This window comes from Cupriavidus sp. 291-E7 (genome assembly GCF_057798835.1).
Map to the genome: position 1 here is coordinate 508,958 of NZ_JBYOJV010000002.1, position 24,698 is coordinate 533,655.

General features: G+C 63.1%; 23 protein-coding genes. 16 read left to right on the forward strand and 7 right to left on the reverse strand.

Annotated features, from left to right (window positions below):
• The gene (locus AC3FLX_RS05375) at window positions 1-1,587 is read right to left on the reverse strand and encodes an ABC transporter substrate-binding protein (protein WP_488694509.1); all 1,587 of its coding nucleotides are present in this window, start codon (window positions 1,585-1,587) and stop codon (window positions 1-3) included.
• A gap of 125 nt (window positions 1,588-1,712) precedes the next feature.
• Here AC3FLX_RS05375 and trmB point away from each other — a divergent pair, with 125 nt between their 5' ends.
• On the forward strand, window positions 1,713-2,384 hold the full coding sequence (gene trmB / locus AC3FLX_RS05380) for a tRNA (guanine(46)-N(7))-methyltransferase TrmB (protein WP_488694511.1): 672 nt from the start codon (window positions 1,713-1,715) through the stop codon (window positions 2,382-2,384).
• 47 nt (window positions 2,385-2,431) lie between these two features.
• On the opposite strand, the gene AC3FLX_RS05385 is transcribed toward trmB, so the two are convergent.
• From AC3FLX_RS05385 to AC3FLX_RS05410, 6 genes are all read right to left on the reverse strand, one after another.
• Complete coding sequence (locus AC3FLX_RS05385; RefSeq protein WP_488694513.1) at window positions 2,432-3,634, reverse strand: DUF2863 family protein; 1,203 nt, start codon at window positions 3,632-3,634, stop codon at window positions 2,432-2,434.
• A gap of 99 nt (window positions 3,635-3,733) precedes the next feature.
• Window positions 3,734-3,868: a hypothetical protein gene (locus AC3FLX_RS05390; protein ID WP_302847619.1), complete on the reverse strand. Its 135-nt coding sequence runs from the start codon at window positions 3,866-3,868 to the stop codon at window positions 3,734-3,736.
• 187 nt (window positions 3,869-4,055) lie between these two features.
• Window positions 4,056-6,761, reverse strand: coding sequence for an aconitate hydratase AcnA (acnA, locus tag AC3FLX_RS05395; protein ID WP_488694515.1), 2,706 nt, complete (start codon window positions 6,759-6,761; stop codon window positions 4,056-4,058).
• A 205-nt stretch (window positions 6,762-6,966) separates the two neighbouring features.
• Window positions 6,967-7,512 (reverse strand): hypothetical protein, encoded by a 546-nt coding sequence (locus AC3FLX_RS05400; protein WP_488694516.1) that lies wholly within the window; start codon window positions 7,510-7,512, stop codon window positions 6,967-6,969.
• Between the two features lie 242 nt (window positions 7,513-7,754).
• Window positions 7,755-8,735, reverse strand: coding sequence for an HpcH/HpaI aldolase/citrate lyase family protein (locus AC3FLX_RS05405; protein WP_488694518.1), 981 nt, complete (start codon window positions 8,733-8,735; stop codon window positions 7,755-7,757).
• 124 nt (window positions 8,736-8,859) lie between these two features.
• Complete coding sequence (locus AC3FLX_RS05410) at window positions 8,860-9,843, reverse strand: malate dehydrogenase (protein WP_488694520.1); 984 nt, start codon at window positions 9,841-9,843, stop codon at window positions 8,860-8,862.
• Window positions 9,844-10,257: 414 nt separating this feature from the next.
• Here AC3FLX_RS05410 and AC3FLX_RS05415 point away from each other — a divergent pair, with 414 nt between their 5' ends.
• The 15 genes from AC3FLX_RS05415 to leuD all read left to right on the forward strand — a co-directional run bounded on the left by AC3FLX_RS05415 (window position 10,258) and on the right by leuD (window position 24,677).
• The gene (locus AC3FLX_RS05415; protein ID WP_488694522.1) at window positions 10,258-11,097 is read left to right on the forward strand and encodes a GntR family transcriptional regulator; all 840 of its coding nucleotides are present in this window, start codon (window positions 10,258-10,260) and stop codon (window positions 11,095-11,097) included.
• Window positions 11,098-11,469: 372 nt separating this feature from the next.
• Window positions 11,470-11,880: a succinate dehydrogenase, cytochrome b556 subunit gene (gene sdhC, locus AC3FLX_RS05420; RefSeq protein WP_488694524.1), complete on the forward strand. Its 411-nt coding sequence runs from the start codon at window positions 11,470-11,472 to the stop codon at window positions 11,878-11,880.
• A gap of 10 nt (window positions 11,881-11,890) precedes the next feature.
• Window positions 11,891-12,256 (forward strand): succinate dehydrogenase, hydrophobic membrane anchor protein, encoded by a 366-nt coding sequence (gene sdhD / locus AC3FLX_RS05425; RefSeq protein ID WP_488694526.1) that lies wholly within the window; start codon window positions 11,891-11,893, stop codon window positions 12,254-12,256.
• Window positions 12,257-12,259: 3 nt separating this feature from the next.
• Window positions 12,260-14,038 carry a succinate dehydrogenase flavoprotein subunit gene (gene sdhA / locus AC3FLX_RS05430; protein ID WP_488694527.1) on the forward strand — a complete coding sequence of 593 codons (1,779 nt, stop codon included), beginning with the start codon at window positions 12,260-12,262 and terminating at the stop codon, window positions 14,036-14,038.
• A 30-nt stretch (window positions 14,039-14,068) separates the two neighbouring features.
• Window positions 14,069-14,770 carry a succinate dehydrogenase iron-sulfur subunit gene (locus AC3FLX_RS05435; protein WP_019449065.1) on the forward strand — a complete coding sequence of 234 codons (702 nt, stop codon included), beginning with the start codon at window positions 14,069-14,071 and terminating at the stop codon, window positions 14,768-14,770.
• 141 nt (window positions 14,771-14,911) lie between these two features.
• Entirely contained in the window at window positions 14,912-15,193 is a 282-nt protein-coding gene (locus AC3FLX_RS05440; protein WP_488694530.1) for an FAD assembly factor SdhE, read from the forward strand.
• A gap of 42 nt (window positions 15,194-15,235) precedes the next feature.
• On the forward strand, window positions 15,236-16,537 hold the full coding sequence (gltA, locus tag AC3FLX_RS05445) for a citrate synthase (protein ID WP_488694532.1): 1,302 nt from the start codon (window positions 15,236-15,238) through the stop codon (window positions 16,535-16,537).
• A gap of 617 nt (window positions 16,538-17,154) precedes the next feature.
• Window positions 17,155-18,282, forward strand: a complete 1,128-nt coding sequence (locus AC3FLX_RS05450) for a branched-chain amino acid ABC transporter substrate-binding protein (RefSeq protein ID WP_488694534.1) — start codon at window positions 17,155-17,157, stop codon at window positions 18,280-18,282.
• Between the two features lie 139 nt (window positions 18,283-18,421).
• A complete protein-coding gene (gene livH, locus AC3FLX_RS05455; RefSeq protein WP_488694536.1) occupies window positions 18,422-19,348 on the forward strand; it encodes a high-affinity branched-chain amino acid ABC transporter permease LivH in 927 nt (308 codons plus the stop codon).
• A gap of 12 nt (window positions 19,349-19,360) precedes the next feature.
• Complete coding sequence (locus tag AC3FLX_RS05460) at window positions 19,361-20,635, forward strand: high-affinity branched-chain amino acid ABC transporter permease LivM (RefSeq protein ID WP_488694538.1); 1,275 nt, start codon at window positions 19,361-19,363, stop codon at window positions 20,633-20,635.
• On the forward strand, window positions 20,632-21,399 hold the full coding sequence (gene livG, locus AC3FLX_RS05465) for a high-affinity branched-chain amino acid ABC transporter ATP-binding protein LivG (RefSeq protein WP_488694540.1): 768 nt from the start codon (window positions 20,632-20,634) through the stop codon (window positions 21,397-21,399). Before AC3FLX_RS05460 ends, livG begins: the two co-directional genes overlap by 4 nt.
• Entirely contained in the window at window positions 21,399-22,100 is a 702-nt protein-coding gene (locus tag AC3FLX_RS05470; RefSeq protein ID WP_488694542.1) for an ABC transporter ATP-binding protein, read from the forward strand. Before livG ends, AC3FLX_RS05470 begins: the two co-directional genes overlap by 1 nt.
• Window positions 22,101-22,415: 315 nt before the next feature.
• A complete protein-coding gene (gene leuC, locus AC3FLX_RS05475) occupies window positions 22,416-23,825 on the forward strand; it encodes a 3-isopropylmalate dehydratase large subunit (protein ID WP_488694544.1) in 1,410 nt (469 codons plus the stop codon).
• Between the two features lie 59 nt (window positions 23,826-23,884).
• Window positions 23,885-24,016, forward strand: a complete 132-nt coding sequence (locus tag AC3FLX_RS05480; RefSeq protein WP_130389614.1) for an entericidin A/B family lipoprotein — start codon at window positions 23,885-23,887, stop codon at window positions 24,014-24,016.
• Between the two features lie 10 nt (window positions 24,017-24,026).
• Window positions 24,027-24,677 carry a 3-isopropylmalate dehydratase small subunit gene (gene leuD / locus AC3FLX_RS05485; RefSeq protein WP_488694547.1) on the forward strand — a complete coding sequence of 217 codons (651 nt, stop codon included), beginning with the start codon at window positions 24,027-24,029 and terminating at the stop codon, window positions 24,675-24,677.
• Window positions 24,678-24,698 lie beyond the last annotated feature (21 nt).

A 24,698-nucleotide genomic window follows, 5' to 3' on the forward strand; every position in this document is an offset into this window, starting at 1 on the left:
TTATTCCTTGTGAAAGAACTGCGCCAGTGACCATTCGTCGGTGCGCGCCTCGTACTTCAATCCCTTGCGCATTGCCCACATCGCCAGCTGGCTGTGCGACGGAATGATCGCGTGATCGTCGAGCGCGACCTTCGCGGCCGTGCGGGCATTGGCTTCCCGGTCCTTGTCGCTCGATACGGTCGTCAGCGATTTCTCGATCAGTTGATCCAGCTTCGGGTTGCTGTACTTGCCCCAGTTCCACGTGCCGTAGCCCGTCTTCGGGTTTGGCGTGCCGGTGATCGAGCGTAGCGCCACGTCGGCGGCGGCCGAACCCCAGCCCAGCATCTCGAAGGCGAATTCACCCTGACGCGCCCGCGTGAAGTAGGCGGCAACCGGCATCGTCTCCACCTTGGTCTGGATACCGATGCGCGTCAGCATGCCCGCCGTTGCCTGGGCCACCTGCGCGTCGTTCAGGTACCGGTTGTTCGTGGCGTGCAGCGTCAGCGCAAAACCATCGGGATATCCGGCCTGCGCCAGCAGCTTCTTCGCGCCTTCGACGTCGTAGGCTTCGGGCTTGGTGCCGGGATGGCCGAAGATCTGCGGCGAGACGATCGACGATGCCGGCACGGCCAGACCCTCCATGATGCGGCTGACGATGGCGTCGCGATTCAGCGCCTTGCTGATCGCCGCCCGCACGCGCGCATCCTTGAACGGATTCTTGCCCAGCGGCTTGCCGGCCTTGTCGGTGACGAAGGGCGGGTTGTCGCGCGACTGATCCATCTGCCAGAAGATCGTGCGCCAGGACGTGGTCTGCTCGATCCTGAACTTCGGGTTCTGCTTGAGCTTGGCCACATCGGCGGCCGGAATGCTTTCGATGACATCGACATCGCCGGCCAGCAAGGCGGCGGTGCGCGCGCCGTTGTCGGTCAGGATGCGGAAGATGGCGCGGTCGAATTCCGGCTTCGGCCCCCAGTAGTCGGGATTGCGCTGCATGACGATTTCCTGGCCGCGCGCGAACCTGACGAACTTGTAGGGGCCGGTGCCGATCATGGACTTGCCGGAATCGAAGTCGGCCTGGTTCAGGTCCGCGGCGATCTTCTTCGGCATGATCGGCACGCTGTTCAGGTCGTTGGCCAGGTTGGCGTAGTTCGGCACGCTCATCGTCAGGCGGACGGTCAGTGCGTCCGGCGTGTCGATGCGGGCGATCGGCTTGGTGTAGCTCGTGAAAGATCCCGGTGCGTTGGTCAGTTTTTCAGGCCGCTCCAACGATGCCTTGACGTCCTCGCTCGTGAACGGCGAGCCGTCATGCCATTTCACGTTCGGGCGCAGCTTGATTTCCCAGGTGATGGCGTTGACCGGTTTCCACGACAGCGCCAGGCCCGGAATGTAGCGGGCGTTCTTGTCCATGAACACCAGCGACTCGAAAACGTGGAGCGCGATGGCATTGTTCGGGCCGGCATTGTTCCAGTGCGGGTCCATCGAGGTCACGTCGGCCGCCAGGCCGATGCGCAGGTCCTCCGCGTGGGCAGCCTGAGCGGGCAGCAGGGTAAGCGCGGACGCGCTCAGGGCGATCGACAGGGAAGCTTGCAGCAGTGTGCGGCGGATCATGGGTGGGCTCCTTGCGCGGTCTGTTTGGAAGGCATGGGGCGTATTGTGCCGTCAAATGTACATCCATGTCCGAGGCATGGTTGCACCATGTCAGCGGGCGATCCGGGGCCGGTACAATCGCGCCCATGTTTGCCAATTCACGCACCATCTCGTCGGCGCAGACCGATATCCATGAGCACCTGGCCGCGCGCGTACAGCGCCATCTGGCCGAGCCGTTCCGCAAGCCCGTCGGCGCACCGAGCCAACAGGCGTTCGACCACGCCATCGAGGCTTGGCAGCGGGCCGGCGGCAAGCCGCTGATCATCGACGCGGGATGCGGGATTGGCGAGAGTACGTTGCGGCTGGCGACGCAATTCCCGGATCACTACGTGATTGGCATCGACCAGTCGGAGAAGCGCCTGACCGCCGGCAAGGATTGGTGGGATGCCGAGATGCCGGTGAATTATCACTGGGCGCGTGCGGATCTGGTCGACTTCTGGCGATTGCTGCAGCAGGGCAACGTGCATGTGGTGCGCCATTACGTGCTGTATCCCAATCCGTGGCCCAAGATCGGCCACCTGGGCCGGCGCTGGCAGGGGCACGCGGTATTTCCCGCGCTGGCCGCGTGTGGCGACTACCTAGAATGCCGCAGCAACTGGAAGATCTATATCGACGAATTCGCGGCGGCGTTGACGATGGTCGGGCGGCCGGCACAGGCCGAAGCCTGGCTGCCCGAGGCGCCGATGACGCCGTTCGAACGCAAGTACGCGGCATCGGGGCATGGCCTCTGGCGTTGCGTGAGCACGCGCTGGGCATGAAAAAAACCCGCCGGTTGCGGCGGGTTTTTTATTGGAGCGTCGATGCCTCAATGGAACAGCGGCTGCTGCGTCGGGGCATCCTCGGGCAGTTCGGCGTGGACGATCTCGCCGGAGCGGTCGGCATAGAGAGGCGTGCCGCAGTCCTCGCAGTATTCGGGATCGAACAGCGCGGCATGGCGGAAGATGTCCTCGACACCGGCGTTGCGAAGTTCCTCGCAGATCTGCTCCACCGGGTTGCCTTTCTCCTCGGCGTCGATCTCGCCGGACTCGCGCCCGTACACGGGCCAGACGATGCCGTAGATCACTTCCTTCTCGCCGCGCATCGTAAAGCCGACGCGATATTCCTCGACGACTTCCTCGCCAAAGCCCGCCACCACGGCAGCCAGCTGGCCAGCCGGGATATCGAGCGTGCCGCACAGGTAGTTCACGGCCGCACGCACGGTCAGCGGACGGATGCTCTTGTCCGATTCCCGGCACGACAGGAAGAACGCATCGGGCAGCAGCAGTTCGAACTCGCAGCCCGGCAGCAGCACGGCGACGGTCGGCTGCACCTGATTACGCCATTGCTCCAGGCACACCGAACGCTCGGCGTGGTGTTCCTTGGCGTCTTCCTGCCAGCGGAACAGCGCGCCTTCGTGCGGGGCAACCACCACGGCCAGCAGATAGCGCGGATCGGCCAGGATCGGGGCGGTCTCGGGCAGGTCGCGCAGGTCCACCTTCGGCATCGCACCGGCCATCGCGGCGGCGGCCAGCTTGTGCGTCAGCGCGAACGTGTCGCTGTGGCTGCGCGGCAACTGGTCGATGCTGTAGAGGTAGGGCGACAGGGCCACCTTGGTATTGGTGGCCAGGACGTGGGCTTGCAGATGCACGGCCAGCGTCTGGGCCAGCTCGGGCTTCAGCGCACCGGACGGGATCGCATAGCGCGTGTGGGCCAGGATGGGCGCGGCGATCAGCAGGGCGTCATGCTTGACGCCGTCGATCTCGATCGTGGCCGATTCGGCCAGCGTCTCGGCCTGCTCGGCCAGCACGTCGGACGCATCGGCGTTGTGCTTGAACAGGTGTTCGAGCGCCGCGTCGAGGGCGGTCTGGCTGCCGTTCTTCAGCAGGCGATAAAGCCGCTGGGACAGCCGCCGCTCCCAGTATCCGTCCTCCATGCGGCTGCCAGAAGCGTCAAGGGCCAGCGCGTCGGCCACGAGTCGCTCTGCGTCGGGCGAGAGTCGGGTAGAAGACTTGGGGCGAAAACCTGCCATAGATATCAAGCGTCCGTTTTTACGTAAAACGGTATTCTACCCGCTGCGTTGACAGGTGCAGTTCTCTAGAACCCTTGTTTGTCACCCTTGTTTGGCGCGTTACTTCTGCGTGGCCGGGGCGTGGGATTCGGTGCTGTGTGATTCACCGCCCATCGACACGTCACCGCCGCCCTTGGTCAGCAGGTACAGCGCCGCGCCGGCGATGACGACGAATGCGATCAGGATCTTGACCATCTGTTGTCTCCAAGTCTGTAGGTATAGGTAACGCTGCAAGGCGTGGAAACCAGTCTGGCAGCGCAGGCTTGCGCAAAACTTACGTGCCGGGGTGGGGATTACCCGGAACGTGGCGACCCGGGTGACCAGAAAAAAACCGCCGCCCCGCGTGAGCGGGAGCGGCGGTTCGTGTCACCGGCGGGGCAGCTTACGCCACCAGCAGCTGACGCAGCACGAACGGCAGAATGCCGCCGTGGTTGTAGTAGTCCACCTCGATCGGCGTATCGATGCGCAGCAGCACGGGCACGCGCTGCGTGTCGCCGTTGGCGCGGTGGATCACCAGCACCACGTCCTGCTGGGGCTTCAGATCGCCTTCGATGCCTTCCACGTCGAAGGTTTCGTTGCCGATGATGCCCAGCGACTGCACGCTGTCGCTGCCCTTGAACTGCAGCGGCAACACACCCATGCCAACCAGGTTCGAACGGTGAATGCGCTCAAAGCTGCGCGCGATCACGGCCTTCACGCCCAGCAGCTGGGTGCCCTTGGCTGCCCAGTCGCGCGACGAGCCGGTGCCGTACTCTTCGCCGCCAAACACCACGGTGGGCGTGCCTTCGGCGATGTACTTCATGGCGGCGTCGTAGATCGACATCTCGTCGCCGGTCGGCTGGTGCAGCGTGATGCCGCCTTCCACGCGGGAGCCGTCGGCCTTCGGAGGAATCATCAGGTTCTTGATGCGCACGTTGGCGAACGTGCCGCGCATCATCACCTCATGGTTGCCGCGGCGCGAGCCATAGCTGTTGAAGTCGGCCTTGAGCACGCCGTGCGACAGCAGGTACTTGCCCGCCGGCGACGTGTCCTTGATCGAACCGGCCGGCGAGATGTGGTCGGTCGTCACGGAGTCGCCAAACACACCCAGCGCGCGGGCGCCACGGACCGTCACGGCCTCGGTGCTCGGCTCGATCGTGAAGTCCTGGAAGAACGGCGGCTCGGCGATGTAGGTCGACGTCGGCCAGTCGTACACCTGGCCCTTGGTGCCCTTGATGTTCGCCCAGAGCTTGCTTGGCTTCTTCACCTGCTCGTAGTTGCCCTTGAACGTCTTGGCGTCCATTGCGAACTTCAGCAGCGCATGGATTTCTTCCGAGGTCGGCCAGATGTCGCCCAGCCAGATGTCGCGGCCACCCTTGCCCTTGCCAACCGGCTCGGTCATCAGGTCGCGCGTGACGGTGCCGGCGATGGCATAGGCCACCACCAGCGGCGGCGAGGCCAGGAAGTTGGCGCGGATGTTCGGATGGATACGCGCTTCGAAGTTGCGGTTGCCCGACAGCACCGCGGCGGCCACGACGTCGTTTTGCACGATGGTGTCGTTCAGCGCCGGGGTCAGGTCACCGGCGTTGCCGATGCAGGTCGTGCAGCCATAGGCGGTTACGCCAAAGCCCAGCTTTTCCAGGTAGGGCAGGAGGCCGGTGGCGGTCAGGTACTCGGTTACCACGCGGCTGCCGGGGGCCAGCGACGTCTTGATATGCGGCGCCACGTTCAGGCCCGCTTCCACGGCCTTCTTGGCCAGCAGGCCGGCGGCCAGCAGCACGCTCGGGTTTGACGTGTTGGTGCACGACGTGATGGCCGCGATCAGCACGTCGCCGCTCTTGACCTTGACGCCGTCGGCGTTGACGAATTCCTTGTCCAGGTCGGCCGCATCCTTGTTGAATCCGTTTTCGGCCACCGGCTTGGAGAACAGCGACGCGAACGTGCTCTTCACATGGCCGATCTCGATACGGTCCTGCGGGCGCTTCGGGCCGGCCAGGGACGGGGCAACCGTGCCCAGATCCAGCGTCAGCGTCTTGGTGTAGTCGATGTCGCCCGCCTGCGGCACGCCGAACATGCCCTGCGCGCGGAAGTAGCCTTCGAATGCGGCGATTTCCTCTTCCGTCCGGGCGGTGCCGCGGAAGTAGTCGATGGTCTTCTCGTCGACCGGGAAAAAGCCCATCGTGGCGCCGTATTCCGGGGCCATGTTGCCGATGGTGGCGCGGTCCGGTGTGGTCAGGCTAGCGGTGCCTTCGCCGAAGAACTCGACGAACTTGCCCACCACTTTTTCGCGGCGCAGCATTTCGGTGATCGTCAGGACCAGGTCGGTGGCGGTCACGCCTTCGCGCAGGCGGCCCTTCAGTTCCACGCCGACCACGTCAGGGGTCAGGAAGTACACGGGCTGGCCCAGCATGCCGGCCTCGGCCTCGATGCCGCCCACACCCCAGCCCACCACGCCGATGCCGTTGATCATCGTCGTGTGCGAATCGGTGCCGACGAGCGTGTCCGGATAGTAGACGCCGTCCTTCTTGTGCACGCCGCGCGCCAGGTATTCGAGGTTCACCTGGTGCACGATGCCGAAGCCCGGTTGCACCACGCCGAACGTGTCGAACGCCTGCATGCCCCACTTCATGAACTGGTAGCGCTCGTTATTGCGCTGGAATTCCAGTTGCATGTTCAGGTCGAGCGCCTTCTTCTCGCGGAAATGGTCGATCTGCACCGAGTGGTCGACCACCAGATCCACCGGGACCAGCGGCTCGATCTTCTTCGGGTTCTTGCCCATCTTCTCGGCCACGTTGCGCATGGCGGCCAGGTCGGCCAGCAGTGGCACGCCCGTGAAGTCCTGCAGCACCACGCGTGCCACCACGAACGGAATTTCGTCGACGCGGTCAGCCGTGGGTTTCCAGTTGGCAAGTTGCCGGACGTGTTCTTCGGTGACTTTCTTGCCGTCGCAGTTGCGCAGCACCGATTCCAGAACCAGCCGGATCGATACCGGCAGGCGTTCGATTTTCACGCCGAGCGCTTTCCCCAGTTGGGGCAGGGAGTAGTACTGGCCGCTGCCGCCTGTGGCGAGCTTGAATTCTTTAAGGGTGTTATTGAGATTGTGGGGCATTGCCTGACTCCAATCGAGGGATGACGCGGGACTCTGCTTCTGGAAGTTTGTTTTTCAGACCCCGGTGCGCGAAAGGGTTCCGCCGCAATGCTTCGCGGCGCGGCCGGCAGACCCCGGACGCGCACCGTTACAACGATTCGGTGCAGCCAGTATCCGCGCGGCGAGCGACCATCATGCCGCGCGGATGTTTAGGCAAGGTGAAACTTTACTGCTTCGGCGCGGCTTGTGCAGCAGGCTGGGCGGCATCGGCCGGTTGCGACGGTGCCATCAGCAGCGGCGTGGCCACCGGTGCGCGCAGCGCGCCGGCCTGCGTCGGAGCCGAACCGCCAGCTTGCATGTCGGCGTTCTGGCATTCGTCGGCCAGGCGCTGACCCAGGTTCTTGTTGAACAGCATTGCCTTGCTCGGGATCACAACCAGGTCCAGGCCGGAGCTCTGGTCGAAGTAGCGATCGGCGCCGGTAACGGTGCTCTGGCGCGGCAGGCGGTAGTTCCTGCCATCCCAATGCACGGTAATCACTTCATCGCGCAGCATGTTGCCGTTGATCCAGATGGCGTGGCCCAGTTCACACTGCCACTTCACACCCGACGGCTCCACGGGAGCGGGCGCGGCGGCGGCGGTCTTCTTGGTGGACTTCTTGGCAGGCGCCTTCTTGGTGGCGGCCGGCTTCGTAGCGGGTTCCTGGGCCTGCACGGCACCGGCGGTGGTCAGGGTCAGGGCGCCAAAGCAGGCAGCCAGCACGAGTTGTTTCATGTGGTTTCCTTCCGGATTGCTTGGGTAGTCAAAGGGGGCTTGTTGTGGTGAACAGTCCGGGAAACCGTTCCGTGCACGTGTCACGGGACGTCCCGGCAACTTTCCGCCGCTATTCTCTACGATTTGCCGAAGCGGGCGAAGCACGTCAGATATTGGTTACACAATCCCGCACGGCTGGTTTGTCATCGGCCACTTGGTGGAAAAAATGAGCCGCCCATGTGCGCGATGACATTCTGTTGCGTTCAGTCAAAAAAGAGATCGGCCACCGGCGTGGGTAAGCGGGTGCCCGTGGCATTTGCGCGCTGCAGCAAAGACCAGTAATAGCGGTAGCTGGCGCGGTCATGCAGCTGACCGTCGTGGCGGATCGGCGCCCAGTTGTTCTCGTGGGCCGCGAGCAGGATCTGGCTGGCGGCGCCGATTTCGGCGTCACTCGGCCGAAATGCGGCCACGATCGGCTCGACCTGGCCCGGATGGATGCTCCACTTGCGCAGGTAGCCGAATTCGGCGCGGGCGCGCAGGGCATCGTTGCCGGCCCGGTCCGGGTGCTGCACGTCGGTACTCACATTGTGTGAAGGCACCTTGCCGTGGCGGTGGCAGGCCGCCGAAATCTCCAGCATGGCGCGGCGGACGAGCGGATGCTCGAACTGCTCCGGCGAGCGCATCGCATCGCCGGGAATGGCGCCGTGGTGTGCCGAGACAAAGTCCATCAGCCCGAAGCTCAGGCATTCCACCTGGACCAGCGACGCGATGTCGAAAACTTGCTCGAGGGCCGAATGCGTCTCAATCAGCACATGAATCGGGATATGCCGGGCGATGCCGGCCGCCCGCGCCACCTGGTTCACGTGATCGGTCACGCGCGCCACTTCGACCACGTCGGTGACCTTGGGCACCACAACGTAGGCCAGCCGGGTTCCGGCGGAGGACACCAGGATATCCACATCGTCGCGCCAGCTGACATGCGCGGGATCGTGGATGCGGACGCCCACGCGGTTGTGCGCGTTGTCGGTGCTGTTGATCAGTTGTGCGCAAAGTGCGGCATGCTCGCGCTCGAGGCCGACGGCAGCGCCGTCCTCGCAGTCGAAAGTAATGTCGAACACGGGCCCAAGCGCTTGCTGCAGGGCAAGCGACTTGCGCATGAGCTTTTCGCTGCCGGCATAGTGGTCACAGACCGGCAGTTGTACCGGAATGGCTTCGCCCTGGAACAAGACCTCGGATGGATGCACGTTGATTTACGTATGGAGCAGGGGGTTATTGTGAAGACAACGCGGCGGCCCAATGAAAAACCGGGGTCCGCGCCGATTTTCGATCGATGCGGACCCCGGTTTCATGAGCGGAAGGCTCTAAAGATCAGCCCAGCAGGTGTTGCACGCCGGCACGCTCTTCTTCCAGTTCCTTGAGCGTGATGTTGATCTTTTCCTGGCTGTAGGCGTCGATTTCCAGGCCTTGCACGATTTCGTACTTGCCGTTGGCCGTGGTCACCGGGTAGCCGAACATGACATCCTTCGGAATGCCGTATTCGCCGTTCGACGGGATACCCATCGTGACGACCTTGCCGTTCGAACCCAGCACCCAGTCGTGCACGTGGTCGATGGCGGCGTTGGCAGCCGAGGCGGCCGACGACAGGCCACGAGCCTCGATGATGGCGGCGCCGCGCTTGCCGACGGTCGGCAGGAACACGTCGTTGTTCCAGACCGGATCGTTGATCATGTCCTTGACGCTCTTGCCGTCGACGGTTGCGTAGCGGTAGTCGGCGTACATCGTCGGGCTGTGGTTGCCCCACACGAACATCTTCTCGATCGATGCCACCGGCTTGCCGGTCTTGGCGGCGATCTGCGACAGGGCACGGTTGTGGTCCAGGCGCAGCATGGCGGTGAAGTTCTCGCGCTTCAGGTTCGGCGCCGACTTCATGGCGATGTAGGCATTGGTGTTGGCCGGGTTGCCCACCACCAGCACCTTCACGTCGCGGCTGGCCACTTCGTCCAGCGCCTTGCCCTGCACCGTGAAGATCTGGGCGTTGGCTTCGAGCAGGTCCTTGCGTTCCATGCCCTTGCTACGCGGACGGGCGCCCACCAGCAGGGCAACGTCGGCGTCCTTGAAGGCAACCTTGGGGTCGTCGGTGATGACCACGCCAGCCAGCAGCGGGAACGCGCAGTCTTCCAGTTCCATCACCACGCCCTTGACGGCGGCCTGGGCTTGCGGGAGGTCGAGCAGTTGGAGGATGACCGGCTGATCTTTGCCGAGCATGTCGCCGTTGGCGATGCGGAACAGCAGGGAATAGCCGATCTGGCCAGCGGCGCCGGTGACTGCGACGCGCATTGGGGCTTTAGCCATGAGTAAGTCTCCAAACGAAAAGAGGGGGTAACCGGTCGGTGGCTACTGGCCATCCAGGGTATGGAGCGGGCCGGAGCGCCACCGGGTGCTGGTTCGCGTGTCGCCACGGGGCAGGCGGGCATCCGCCGGGAGCCCGCGCAGCTTGCATCCGGCCGGCGACGAGGAGCGCGCGGGCCGTGGCAGGCGTCGAGGGCGACAAGGCGTAAGTCTACTACTGCTGAGTGGTGCGTCGCATCCGGAAGGTTCAACTCGCGGCAGGGAAGCCCAGGGAGAGACCTGGCGGGGGCGGCGGCGCGGACTTGCGCGAGTGTAGGGTGAGCACTGATTGATGTCAATTCATATGTCTTATATAAGACATATGACATTTCATAGTGCGCTGGACGCGATTCTCGCTTTTGTGGTTGAATCCGGCCTATGTCATCCCTGCCTACGTCCCCACCCGCCGCTGCCGCCAATGGCTCGCCGGAGTCTGGCGCCTCCCAGAGCGGCGCCGGGACGCAGCCGCCCGCGAATTCACCCGCCGCCGCTGCCGCGCCATCGCCGACGTTCAGCCCGCTTTATCAGCAGATCAAGGCTCTTATCATGCAGAGCCTGCAGACCGGCGAATGGAAGCCGGGCGAAATGATCCCGAGCGAGATGGACCTGGCCGCGCGCTACAAAGTCAGCCAGGGCACCGTGCGCAAGGCCATCGACGAGCTGGCCGCCGATAATCTGGTGGCGCGCCGGCAGGGCAAGGGCACGTTTGTGACGACCCATCACGAGGATGTGGTCAAGTTCCGCTTCCTTCGCCTGGTACCCGACGAGGGTGAACCCCATTATGGCGCCAGCCGCGTGCTCGAATGCAAGCGGCTGCGCGCGCCGGCCGAGATTGCCCGGTTGCTCGATATTCGCACGGGCGACAGCGTCGTGCAGATCCGCCGGGTGCTCACGTTTTCCAATGAAGCCACGGTGTTGGACGAAATCTGGCTGCTCGGCGCCAACTTCAAGGGTCTAACGGCCGAGAAGCTCAATGAGTGGAAGGGCCCGATGTATGCGCTCTTCGAAGCCGAGTTCGGCACGCGGATGATTCGCGCCACGGAAAAGATCAGGGCAGTGGCTGCCGATAACACGGCTGCCGAGCTGTTATCCGTGGAAACCGGTTCGCCGCTTCTGTCGGTGGAGCGTGTGTCGTTTACTTACGGCGACCGCCCGGTGGAAGTCCGTCGTGGTTTGTATGTCACGACGCGACACTATTATCAGAACGACCTGAGCTGAAACGTCATGACGATGGAAAGTCTGTCCAGTACGCTGACTATTGTCGTGCGTATATGGGACGTGCGCCGACCATTGTCGATCATGAATGGAATCGTCGGATGTTTCGTGTCTGGAATGGTGCGCGCATTGTCGCGTGCGATTGTCGGGCACCTCACGTTGGTGCGCGATAGGCGAAAATTATTGGTGCGCCGCGCAACAAAGGCGCTAAAATCACGTCGATTTGCTCCCCTGCATCCATTTGCATTCAGTGGACCCACACACTTGATGCAATCCGGTGCATGCACGGTAACCGCTGTGCCGCGCCAATGCAATCGGGAGTAATTGCAGTGTCGTTCTTTTGCTGTTTTCTTTTCATCGCAAATGGGGTCTCGCATGGCTGAAGCCGCCAAACAAGCCAGGCCGGAGTTCCGGAACATCGGTATCGCGCAAATCTCGCGCTACCGGTTGCCCTGGGCCGGCAAGGTATCCATCCTGCATCGCGTAAGCGGTGGGATGATGTTTCTCCTCCTTCCCTTCGTTCTGTATCTGTTCGAACAGAGCGTCACCTCCGAACTGAGTTTCGCCAAGTTCTCGGCCCTGCTGTCCAACGGCTTCGTCAAGCTGGTGATCCTGGCTCTGATCTGGGGTTATCTGCATCACTTCTGCGCTGGTATCCGCTTCCTGCTGCTGGACGTGCACGTCGGCGTCTCGAAGCCTGCCTCGGCCACCTCGGCCAAGCTCGTGCTGGTGGTCAGCCTGCTGCTCACCCTGATTTTCGGGCTGAAGCTATTCGGCCTGTTCTGAGGAGAGTCAAGTGGCAAACAATAATATCGGTCCCAAGCGTCTTGTCGTCGGTGCGCACTACGGTCTGAAAGACTGGCTCGCGCAACGCGTTACTGCAGTCGTCATGGTGGTGTTCACCGTGGTGCTGGCCGTGGTGTATCTCGCCTTCGGCAATCCTTCGTACGAAGGCTGGTCGGGTCTCTTCGCCAATCAATGGATGAAGCTCCTGACGTTCCTGACCATCCTGTCGCTGCTGTTCCATGCCTGGATCGGCATTCGTGACATCTGGATGGACTACGTGAAGCCGATGGCCGTGCGCCTCCTGCTGCAAGTTCTTACGATTCTGTGGCTCGTCGGTTGTGCGGGCTACGCTGCTCAGATTCTCTGGAGGGTGTAATAAATGGTCGCAGTCAAGACTGGATTGCCGCGTCGCAAATTTGACGTGGTCATCGTCGGGGCGGGCGGCGCTGGGATGCGCGCATCCCTCCAGCTCGCGGAAGCCGGCCTGAGTGTGGCCGTGCTGTCGAAGGTATTCCCGACCCGTTCGCACACGGTTGCGGCACAGGGCGGTATCGGTGCTTCGCTCGGCAACATGAGCGAAGACAACTGGCACTATCACTTCTACGACACCATCAAGGGCTCCGACTGGCTGGGCGACCAGGACGCCATCGAGTTCATGTGCCGTGAAGCACCGAAGGTCGTGTACGAACTCGAACACTTCGGCATGCCGTTCGACCGTAACGCCGACGGCACGATCTACCAGCGCCCGTTCGGCGGCCACACCGCCAACTACGGTGAAAAGCCGGTGCAACGCGCCTGCGCCGCGGCTGACCGTACCGGTCACGCGCTGCTGCACACGCTGTACCAGCGCAACGTGCGCGCCAAGACCCACTTCTTCGTGGAGTGGATGGCACTGGACCTGATTCGTGACGAAGAAGGCGATGTGCTGGGCGTGACCGCGCTGGAAATGGAAACCGGCGAAGTCTATATCCTCGAAGCCAAGACCACGTTGTTCGCGACCGGCGGTGCCGGCCGGATCTACGCGGCTTCCACCAACGCCTTCATCAATACCGGTGACGGCCTGGGCATGGCGGCACGTGCCGGCATTCCGCTGGAAGACATGGAATTCTGGCAGTTCCACCCGACCGGCGTGGCCGGCGCGGGCGTGCTGATCACGGAAGGCGTGCGTGGCGAGGGCGGCATCCTGCGTAACAAGGATGGCGAGCGCTTCATGGAGCGCTACGCCCCGACGCTGAAGGATCTGGCGCCGCGTGACTTCGTGTCGCGCTCGATGGACCAGGAAATCAAGGAAGGCCGTGGTTGCGGCCCGAACGGCGACTACGTGCTGCTCGACCTGACTCACGTCGGTGCCGAGACCATCATGAAGCGTCTGCCGTCGATCCGCGAAATCGGCATGAAGTTCGCCAACGTCGACGCGATCAAGGAACCGATCCCCGTCGTGCCGACCATCCACTACCAGATGGGTGGCATTCCGACGAACTTCCACGGTCAGGTCGTGGTGCCGAAGAACGGCAACCCGAACGAAGTGGTCAACGGTTTCTACGCGATCGGCGAATGCTCGTGCGTGTCGGTGCACGGCGCCAACCGCCTGGGCACGAACTCGCTGCTGGATCTCGTGGTGTTCGGCCGCGCCGCCGGCAACCACATCGCTGCCAACGCCAGCAAGCAGAAGGAACACAAGCCGCTGCCGGCCGATGCCGCTGACCGCGCGATGGCCCGCTTGGCCAAGCTGCAGGCGACGACTTCGGGCGAATACACCCAGGACGTGGCCAACGACATCCGTCGCAACATGCAGTCGCATGCCGGCGTGTTCCGTACGCAGAAGCTGATGGACGAAGGCGTCGAGCGCATCCTGGAAGTTGCGGAGCGCGCTGACAACATCCACCTGAAGGACAAGTCCAAGGTCTTCAACACCGCACTGGTGGAAGCCCTGGAAGTGTCGAACCTGGTGGAAGTAGCCAAGGCCACGATGATCTCGGCCGCGGCCCGCAAGGAATCGCGCGGTGCGCACGCGCACAGCGACTTCCCGAACCGCGACGACGAGAACTGGCTCAAGCACACGCTGTTCTACAGCGAAGGCAACCGCCTCGACTACAAGCCGGTGAAGATGCAACCGCTGACGGTGGAATCGGTTCCGCCGAAGGCCCGTACGTTCTAAGCGGCGCCAGAGAAAACAGGACCCACAGAAATGAAGCGTATTTTTGAAGTCTACCGCTACGATCCGGATAAGGACGCAGCCCCCCGCATGCAGACCTATGAGGTCGAGCTCGACGGTCACGAGCGCATGCTGCTGGACGCACTGGTCAAGCTGAAGAAGCTGGACGAGACCATCTCGTTCCGCCGTTCGTGCCGTGAAGGCGTGTGCGGCTCGGACGCGATGAACATCAACGGCAAGAACGGTCTGGCCTGCCTCACGAACATGCGTGAGCTGCCCGATCGCATCGTGCTGCGTCCGCTGCCCGGCCTGCCGGTGGTGCGCGACCTGATCGTCGACATGACGAACTTCTTCAAGCAGTACCACTCGATCAAGCCGTTCCTGATCAACGACGAGCCGCCGCCCGAGAAAGAGCGTCTGCAGTCGCCGCAGGAACGTGACGAGCTCGACGGCCTGTACGAGTGCATTCTGTGCGCCAGCTGCTCGACGTCGTGCCCGTCGTTCTGGTGGAACCCGGACAAGTTCGTCGGCCCGGCCGGCCTGCTGCAAGCCTACCGCTTCATCGCGGACAGCCGCGACCAGGCCACTGGCGAGCGTCTGGATAACCTGAACGACCCGTACCGTCTGTTCCGTTGCCACAGCATCATGAACTGCGTCGACGTGTGCCCGAAGGGCCTCAATCCGACGAAGGCGATTGGCAAGATCAAGGAACTGATGGTTCGCCGCGCTGTTTAATCTGCCGGTATAAACTGCCTTCTGCGCCCCCGCAGGATCTGCGCAGACAGGCAGTCTGCAGTTGAAGCAATTGATGTAAGCGGTGCGTCAGCCCGATGCGGTATCAAGTCGGGCTGGAGCACCGGTCAAAGAAGGCTGACCATGAGTCTTTCCACCACATTCTCCCATCAGGCCGACCCGCACAAGCGTGCCCGCCTTCGCTGGCGCGCCCGCCGCGGCCTCCTGGAGAACGACATCATCGTCGAACGTTTCTTCAACCGTTACGAGGAGAGCCTGTCCGATGAGGACGTGGCATCGCTGGGCGACTTGTTCGAACTCAGCGACAACGAGTTGATGGACCTGCTGCTTGCCCGCAAGGAGCTGGACGGTGAGCTCGACACGCCCCCGATGCAACGGGTACTCAGCCTGCTGCGTTCGGTCTGAGTTTGGTCAACACTATTATTCACAGTATTTGAAGGAACCGACATGACGCCGTCCGATGTGAAAGCCACGCTATCGTTTTCCGATGGTTCCCCCAGCGTTGAGCTGCCGATCTACAAGGGCACCGTTGGCCCGGATGTGATCGACATTCGCAAGCTGTACGGTCAAACCGGCAAGTTCACCTATGACCCGGGGTTCATGTCGACTGCTTCGTGCAACTCCAAGATCACCTACATCGATGGTGACAAGGGCGAACTGCTGTATCGCGGCTTCCCGATCGAGCAACTCGCGCAGAAGTGCGACCACCTCGAAACCTGCTACCTGCTGCTGAAGGGCGAACTGCCCAACGCCAAGCAGAAGGAAGAGTTCGTGAACTCGGTGATGAACCACACGATGGTTCACGAGCAACTGCAGTTCTTCCTGCGTGGCTTCCGCCGTGACGCTCACCCGATGGCCGTGCTGACGGGCCTGGTGGGTGCGATGAGCGCGTTCTACCACGATGCGATGGACATCGATGATCCACACCAGCGTGAGATCTCGGCCATCCGCCTGATCGCCAAGATGCCGACGCTGGTCGCAATGGCGTACAAGTACAACATCGGCCAACCGTACGTCTACCCGCAGAACGACCTGTCCTACTCGGGCAACTTCATGCGCATGATGTTTGGCACGCCGTGCGCACCGTACACCGTGAACCCGGTGCTCGAGCGCGCGCTGGACCGCATCTTCATCCTGCACGCCGATCACGAGCAGAACGCGTCGACGTCGACCGTGCGCCTGGCCGGTTCGTCGGGCACGAACCCGTTCGCCGCCATCGCCGCTGGCGTGGCCTGCCTGTGGGGTCCGGCCCACGGCGGCGCGAACGAAGCCGCGCTGAAGATGCTGGAAGAAATCGGCAGCGTCGACCACATCAACGAGTTCATCAAGCAGGTCAAGGACAAGAACTCGGGCGTGCGCCTGATGGGCTTTGGCCACCGCGTGTACAAGAACTACGACCCGCGTGCCAAGCTGATGCGCGAAACCTGCCACGAAGTGCTGAACGAACTGGGCCTGCACAACGACCCGCTGTTCAAGCTGGCAATGGAACTGGAAAAGATCGCGCTGGAAGACGAATACTTCGTGAGCCGCAAGCTGTACCCGAACGTGGACTTCTACTCGGGTATCGTGCAGCGCGCGCTGGGTATCCCGACCTCGCTGTTCACCTGCATCTTCGCCCTGGCACGTACGCCGGGCTGGATCTCGCAGTGGGAAGAGATGATCACCGATCCGGAATACAAGATCGGCCGTCCGCGCCAACTGTTCAACGGCTCGGCCGCTCGCGACGTGCCGGACATGGCCAAGCGCTAAGCTGCCAGTCAGACCGAAGCATGAAGAACGCCCCGGCTTGCCGGGGCGTTTTTTTTGCCCGCAGCCATCCGGGGCTTGCGCCAGGAGCTTGTGCCAGGTGGAGGCGAGGTTGCGCAAGGTAGCGCAAAGCAACCCGCGCATCACAAATGCGGCTATGCACAACTGTTGGGAAACGTCATTTTGGCGGCGATTCATGCCTTGACGAGGTTGCAACGGGCTTCATTAGTTGTCGGATTTTCCCCAAACCAGACCAAGTTCACTTCATCAGGGTGCAACTTTCCCCCTATAATGCGGGCTGCTTTGCCGACCGGCAGCCGGGCCACCCTTCCGGCCAGCCGCGTTGGAGAAGCGGGGCAGGCGAAGCGCTTGCGCAATAGAGAACGCATCAACGTTGTCTTTCCGAACTTACGGCGACCGCCGCATCCTTGCGATGAGCGTGCGCCGACACATGCCGGGCCCCGCATTCGCTTCACTGTCTTCACCGCAGGCCCGACTTCCGCTTTGGGCCGTACCGTTCGCCACGTCAGGCGGCGCTTCTTCCTCGCGGGTGTTGTTCGATTGCGCCGGTCATGCCGACTCTGCCCGGAATGACCCAATACATAATCGAGGAGCTCCTGATGACGCTGTCCCGTCTCACGTCCACTGCCCTGGCCGCCGTGCTTGCCACTGCCGGTCTCGCTGCCTTCACCTCGGCCAACGCCGAAACCATCAAGATCGCCATTGCCGGCCCGATGAGCGGTTCGGTTGCCCAGTACGGCGACATGGTCAAGGCCGGTGCCCTGACCGCGATCGAGCAGATCAATGCAGCTGGCGGCGCCAACGGCAACAAGTTCGAAGCCGTTCTGATGGACGATGCCTGCGAGCCGAAGCAGGCCGTGGCCGTGGCCAACAAGATCGTCAGCCAGGGCATCCACTACGTGATCGGTCACGTGTGCTCGGGTTCGACGATCCCGGCTTCGGACATCTACGAAAACGAAGGCATCGTGATGGTCACGCCGTCGGCCACCGCGCCGCAGCTGACCGAAACGAAGAAGCGCAACTTCATCTTCCGCACGATCGGCCGTGACGACCAGCAAGGCCCGGCTGCCGCCCAGTACATCATCGGCAAGGTCAAGCCCAAGAAGGTTGCGGTGCTGCACGACAAGCAGTCGTATGGCCAGGGCATCGCCAGCTCGGTGAAGAAGGATCTGGAAGCGGCCAAGATTCCCGTGGCGGTGTTCGAAGGCATCAACGCCGGCGATTCCGACTACTCGGCCGTCATCACCAAGCTGAAGTCGCAAGGCGTGGACTTCGTCTATTTCGGCGGCTACCACCCGGAAATGGGTCTGCTGCTGCGCCAGGCGCGCGAGCAGGGCGTGAAGGCTACGTTCATGGGTCCCGAAGGCGTGGGCAACAAGGACGTGACGGCCATCGCTGGTCCGGCTTCGGAAGGCATGCTCGTGACGCTGCCGGCCGACTTCTCGGCCGACCCGGCCAATGCCGGCCTGGTGAAGGCGTTTGCCGACAAGAAGCGTGACGCCAACGGTCCGTTCCAGATGCCCGCCTACGCCGCCGTGAAGATCATCGGCGACGCCATCGCAGGTGCCAAGAGCACGGACCCGACGAAGGTGGCTGCTTACATGCACAAGAACGCGTTCACCACGCCGATCGGCAAGGTTGAGTACGACGCCAAGGGCGACCTGAAGTCGTTCAAGTTCGTCGTCTACACGTGGCACAAGGACGCCACGAAGACCGCCGCCAACTAAACCCGGCGCCACTCTGGCGAAACGCCCCGCTGCCGATCCGGCGAGCGGGGCGTTTTGGTATCGGTTCGATGTCGATTAGCCGCCACATAAAGGCGCCGACATCGCGCATCGGACTCATCCGATCCACAAGGTCCCCCGCATGAACGAATTTCTTCCACAGTTCACCCAGCAGCTGATCAACGGCCTGACGCTGGGTGCGATCTATGCGTTGATCGCCATCGGCTACACGATGGTCTACGGCATCATCGGCATGATCAACTTCGCCCACGGCGAGATCTACATGATCGGCGCCTACGTGGGTCTGGTCACGTTGACCGCCATTGGCGCGCAGGCCGGCTATCCGTTGCCGCTGGTGCTGGGCGCGGCACTGATCGTTGCTGTTGTCGTGACCGGCTGCTACGGCTTTGCCGTGGAGCGCGTGGCCTATCGCCCCTTGCGTGGCGGGCCGCGGCTGGTGCCGCTGATCTCGGCCATCGGCATGTCCATCTTCTTGCAGAACTATGTCCAGATCGGGCAGGGCGCGCGCGACGTGTCGGTGCCGATCCTGATTTCGGGCGCCATTGAATTCCAGATGGGCGGCGACTTTACGGTGACCATGCCGTATTCGCGCCTGCTGATCGTCGGCGTGACGCTGGTGCTGATGATCGCGCTGACGCTGTTCATCGGCCATTCGCGCATGGGCCGTGCCTGCCGCGCCTGCGCCGAAGACATGCGCATGGCCAACCTGCTGGGCATCGATACGAACCGCGTGATCTCGTTCACGTTCGTGCTCGGCGCGATGCTGGCCGCCGTTGGCGGCGTGCTGATCGGCCTCACGATCGGCAAGCTCAATCCGTTCATCGGCTTCATCGCCGGCATCAAGGCCTTCACGGCGGCGGTGCTGGGCGGCATCGGCAGCATTCCGGGCGCGATGCTCGGCGGTGTGCTGCTGGGCCTGGCCGAAACGTTTGCCTCCGGGTACATGCCGGCTGAATACAAGGATGTGGTGGCGTTCGGCCTGCTGGTGCTGGTGCTGCTGTTCCGTCCCACGGGCCTGCTCGGCAAGCCCGATGTGGAAAAGGTGTAAGGGGAGGGCGACATGACTCAAGCGACTTCGATTTCGCGGGCATCGGTCCCGCAAACGTCGGTCTCCGACACGCTCAAGAATGCCGTCACGGCCGCCGTGCTGACTGCCATCCTGACCATCCCGGTGCTGGGCCTGCAGCTCAAGCTCGATGGCTACAAGGTGGTGCTGGAACCGCACTGGCGTCCGGTGTGGATTGCCGTGGCGCTGGTGTTCCTGTTCCAGCTATGCAAGCCGATGCTCCTGCGCGCGCGCAGCGCCGTGAAGCTGCCGTCGGTACCGGCGATGGGTGCGAAGCAACAGCGGTCGGCCATCTGGGTGTTGCTGGCCGTGGGCCTCGTATTCCCGTTCTTCGGCTCGCGCGGCGCGGTGGACGTGGCCACGCTCGCTCTGATCTACGTGATCCTGGGCCTTGGCCTGAACATCGTGGTTGGCTATGCGGGCCTGCTCGATCTGGGCTATGTGGGTTTCTACGCCGTGGGTGGCTACACCTATGCGCTGCTGAACCAGTACTTCGGCCTGACGTTCTGGGAATGCTTGCCGCTGTCTGCCGGCCTGGCTGCCACGTTCGGCTTCGTCCTCGGCTTTCCGGTGCTGCGCCTGCGTGGCGACTACCTGGCCATCGTGACGCTGGGCTTCGGTGAAATCATCCGCCTGCTGCTGAACAACCTGACCAGCCTGACCGGTGGTCCGGACGGCGTGTCGGGAATTCCGAAGCCGACCGTGTTCGGCATCGAAATGGCGCGTAGCGCCAGCGTGGAAGGCGCGAAGACGTTCCATGACCTGATCGGCCTGCCGTATGCCGGTCAGCACATGGTGATCTTCCTGTACCTGCTGGCGCTGGTGCTGGTGGGTTTCACGCTGTTCGTCACGAGTCGACTGATTCGCATGCCGATGGGCCGTGCGTGGGAAGCGTTGCGCGAAGACGAAATCGCTTGCCGTTCGCTGGGTCTGAACCCGACGCGCATCAAGCTGTCGGCGTTCACGCTGGGCGCGTCGTTCGCCGGCCTGGCCGGTGCGTTCTTTGCCGCGCGCCAAGGGCTGGTCAATCCGGAATCGTTCACGTTCATCGAATCGGCGCTGATCCTGGCCGTGGTGGTGCTCGGCGGCATGGGCTCGCAACTGGGCGTGATCCTGGCGGCAATCCTGCTGACGATCCTGCCCGAGGTGGCACGCGACTTTGCCGAATACCGGATGCTGATTTTCGGCCTGGTGATGGTGTTGATGATGATGTGGCGTCCGCAGGGCCTGCTGCCCGCTAGCCGTCCCCACGTGGAGCTGCCGCGATGAGCACTGAAATGCTGAAAGTATCGGGCCTGCAGATGCGCTTCGGTGGTCTGCTGGCCGTGGACGGCATCGAGTTCGATGTGCGTCGGGACGAGGTCTTTGCCATCATCGGCCCGAATGGCGCCGGCAAGACCACGGTGTTCAACTGCGTGGGCGGTTTCTACAAACCTACCGCGGGCGAGGTGCTGCTGGACGGCCATTCGATCGCGCGCAAGCCTAGCCATGTGGTGGCGCGTCACGGCCTGGTGCGTACGTTCCAGAACATCCGCCTGTTCAAGCAACTGACCGTCGTCGAAAACCTGATGGTTGCGCAGCATCTGCAGGTGAAGGCAGGGCTGTTGCGCGGGCTGCTGGCTACGCCGGCGTACCGCCGCTCGGAGCGCGAGGCGTTGAGCCGCGCGGCCGAATGGCTGGAACGCATGGGCCTGACCAGCGTGGCTAACCGCGAGGCGGGCACGCTGTCCTATGGTCACCAGCGCCGGCTGGAAATCGCGCGCTGCATGATTACCAAGCCGCGCCTGCTGATGCTGGACGAGCCGGCGGCCGGCCTGAATCCGCAGGAAAAGATCGAGCTGCAGCAACTGATCGACCGCCTGCGCCGCGAGTTCAACATCTCGGTGCTGCTGATCGAGCACGACATGAGCCTGGTGATGGGCGTGTCGGACCGCATCCTGGTGATGGAGCACGGCAAGCCGATCATGATCGGCAAGCCTGATGAGGTGCGCAACGACCCGCGCGTGATCAAGGCCTATCTGGGAGAGGACTGATGCTGAAGCTGGAAAACGTCCATACCCACTACGGTGCTGTCGAGGCGCTGTCTGGCGTATCGATCGAAGTGAACAAGGGGGAGATCGTCACCCTGATCGGCAGCAACGGCGCCGGCAAGACGACGCTGATGATGACGGTATGCGGCACGCCGCGTGCATCGAGCGGCCGCGTGCTGTTCGAAGGGCAGGAGATCACCCGCCGCAACACGCACGAGATCATGCGCATGGGCATGGCAATTTCGCCCGAAGGCCGGCGCGTGTTCCCAAGCCTGACCGTGCTCGAAAATCTCAAGATGGGTGGCTTCTTTGCCAGCCGTCATGAGATCGAGGCCGGCATCGAGCACGTGTTCAAGCTGTTCCCGCGTCTGAACCAGCGGGCCAGCCAACGCGCGGGCACGATGTCCGGCGGCGAGCAGCAGATGCTGGCCATCGGCCGCGCGCTGATGAGCCGCCCGCGCCTGCTGCTGCTGGACGAGCCCACGCTCGGCCTGGCGCCGCTGATCATCGCGCAGATCTTCGACATCATCCGCACGATTCGTGAGGAAGGCGTCACGGTGTTCCTGGTGGAACAGAACGCCAACAAGGCGCTGCAGGTGGCCGACCGCGGTTACGTGCTGGAAACCGGCAAGGTGGTGCTGGCCGACACCGGCGCCAACCTGCTGGCCAACGACCGCATCCGCGCGGCCTATCTGGGCGGCTAAGGTGCTGTTGCTTGCTTCCCTCTTGCGCGAGCGTGGGGGGAGCAAGCCGAAGGCGCGGTCCAACGCCTTCGCCATCCACGAAATCCCCCTTTCGCCAATGACCGCCGCCCGGGCGGTCCGGCCTGCCCTTCGGCGGCGGAGCCACATGGCATAATCGCTTGCGATGTCAAGCAATCACCGGCTTTGCCGGAAAAGCAGCAAAATAACCTGCTTGCCCGCGAAGGCATCCGGAAAACAAATTCCCCTGCAAACCAACGCGCGGATTCGCGCCGGTCGCGCCAAAGGGCGTGAACGGACGGTCTGCCCCCCCGCATCATGGCAAAGACGCTCTACGACAAACTCTGGGATGACCACACCGTCCACGTCGAGGAAGACGGCACCACGCTGCTCTACATCGACCGTCATCTGCTGCATGAAGTGACCAGCCCTCAGGCATTCGAAGGCCTGAAGCTGGCGGAGCGTCCGGTATGGCGCATCAGCGCGAACCTGGCCGTGTCGGACCACAACGTGCCGACCACCGACCGCACGCAAGGCATCGCCGATCCGATCTCGAAGCTGCAGGTCGACACGCTGGACATCAACTGCGACGCCTTCGGCATCACCCAGTTCAAGATGAACGATCACCGCCAGGGCATCGTCCATGTGATCGGGCCGGAGCAGGGCGCCACGCTGCCTGGCATGACCGTGGTCTGCGGCGACTCGCACACCAGCACGCACGGCGCGTTCGGCGCGCTGGCGCACGGCATTGGCACGTCGGAAGTGGAGCACGTGCTGGCCACCCAGACGCTGCTGGGCAAGAAGGCCAAGAACATGCTGATCAAGGTGGAAGGCAAGCTGCCGCGCGGCTGCACCGCCAAGGACATCGTGCTGGCCATCATCGGCAAGATCGGCACGGCCGGCGGTACCGGCTACACGATGGAATTCGCCGGCTCCGCCATCCGCGACCTGACGATGGAAGGCCGCATGACCGTCTGCAACATGGCCATCGAGGCAGGCGCGCGTGCCGGCCTGGTAGCCGTCGACGATGTCACGCTCGAATACGTGAAGGGCCGTCCGTATGCGCCGCAGGGCGTGGAATGGGATCAGGCCGTGGCCTACTGGCGCACGCTGCACTCGGACGCTGGCGCGCACTTCGACAAGGTGGTGGAACTGCGTGCCGAGGACATCCGTCCGCAGGTCACCTGGGGCACGTCGCCCGAGATGGTCGTGAGCATCGAGGACCGCGTGCCGGACCCCGAGAAGGAAAAGGACTCGAACAAGCGCAACGCAATGGAGCGCGCGCTGGAGTACATGAACCTGCAGCCGAACACGCCGATGGAGTCGATCAACGTCGACAAGGTGTTCATCGGTTCATGCACCAACAGCCGTATCGAGGACATGCGCGCCGCTGCCTGGGTAGTGCAGAAGCTGGGCCGCAAGGTGGCGTCCAACGTGAAGCTGGCGATGGTGGTGCCGGGTTCGGGTCTGGTCAAGGAACAGGCCGAGCGCGAAGGGCTGGACAAGGTTTTCAAGGCCGCCGGCTTTGAATGGCGCGAACCGGGTTGCTCGATGTGCCTGGCGATGAATGCCGACCGCCTGGAGCCGGGTGAGCGCTGCGCGTCCACGTCGAACCGTAACTTCGAAGGCCGTCAGGGCGCCGGTGGCCGTACGCACCTGGTCAGCCCGGCAATGGCAGCCGCCGCCGCTATCGAAGGGCATTTCGTCGACGTCCGCAGGCTCGGCTGAACGCCGGCACAAGCGCAACCAGGTCAACTGGTCAACCACGACTTTCGAATAGAGAGAACATGAAAAAGATCGTGATCACACTGCTGGCATGCCTGGGCATGCTGCAACTGGCTGGCTGCAACACGGTGGCCGGTTTGGGCAAGGACACGCAGGCTGCCGGGCAGGCGCTCGAGAACGCCGCCCGGAAGTAAGGACATCATCATGGACAAGTTCACCGTACACAGCGGCCTCGTGGCGCCGCTCGACCGCGAAAACGTCGACACCGACGCGATCATTCCGAAGCAGTTCCTGAAGTCGATCAAGCGCACGGGCTTTGGCCCGAACCTGTTCGACGAATGGCGTTACAAGGATGTTGGCCAGCCGGGCCAGGACAACAGCAAGCGTCCGCTGAATCCGGACTTCGTGCTAAACCAGTCGCGCTACCAGGGCGCGTCGATCCTGCTGGCACGCAACAATTTCGGCTGCGGCAGCTCGCGCGAACATGCCCCGTGGGCACTCACGCAATACGGCTTCCGCGCGGTGATCGCGCCGAGCTTTGCCGACATCTTCTTCAACAACTGCTACAAGAACGGCCTGCTGCCGGTGGTGCTGACCGACCTGCAGGTCGACCACCTGTTCAACGAGACCGTCGCGTTCCCGGGCTACAAGCTGACGATCGACCTGGATCGCCAGGTCGTGGTCACGCCGGGTGGCGACAGCTATCCGTTCGACATCGCCCCGTTCCGCAAGTACTGCATGCTGAACGGCTTTGACGACATCGGCCTGACGCTGCGCCAGAAGGACAAGATCAAGGCCTACGAGGCCGAGCGCCTGACGAAGATGCCGTGGCTGGGCAACCGCCTGGTTGGCTAAGCCGGGTCGGGTCACAAACTC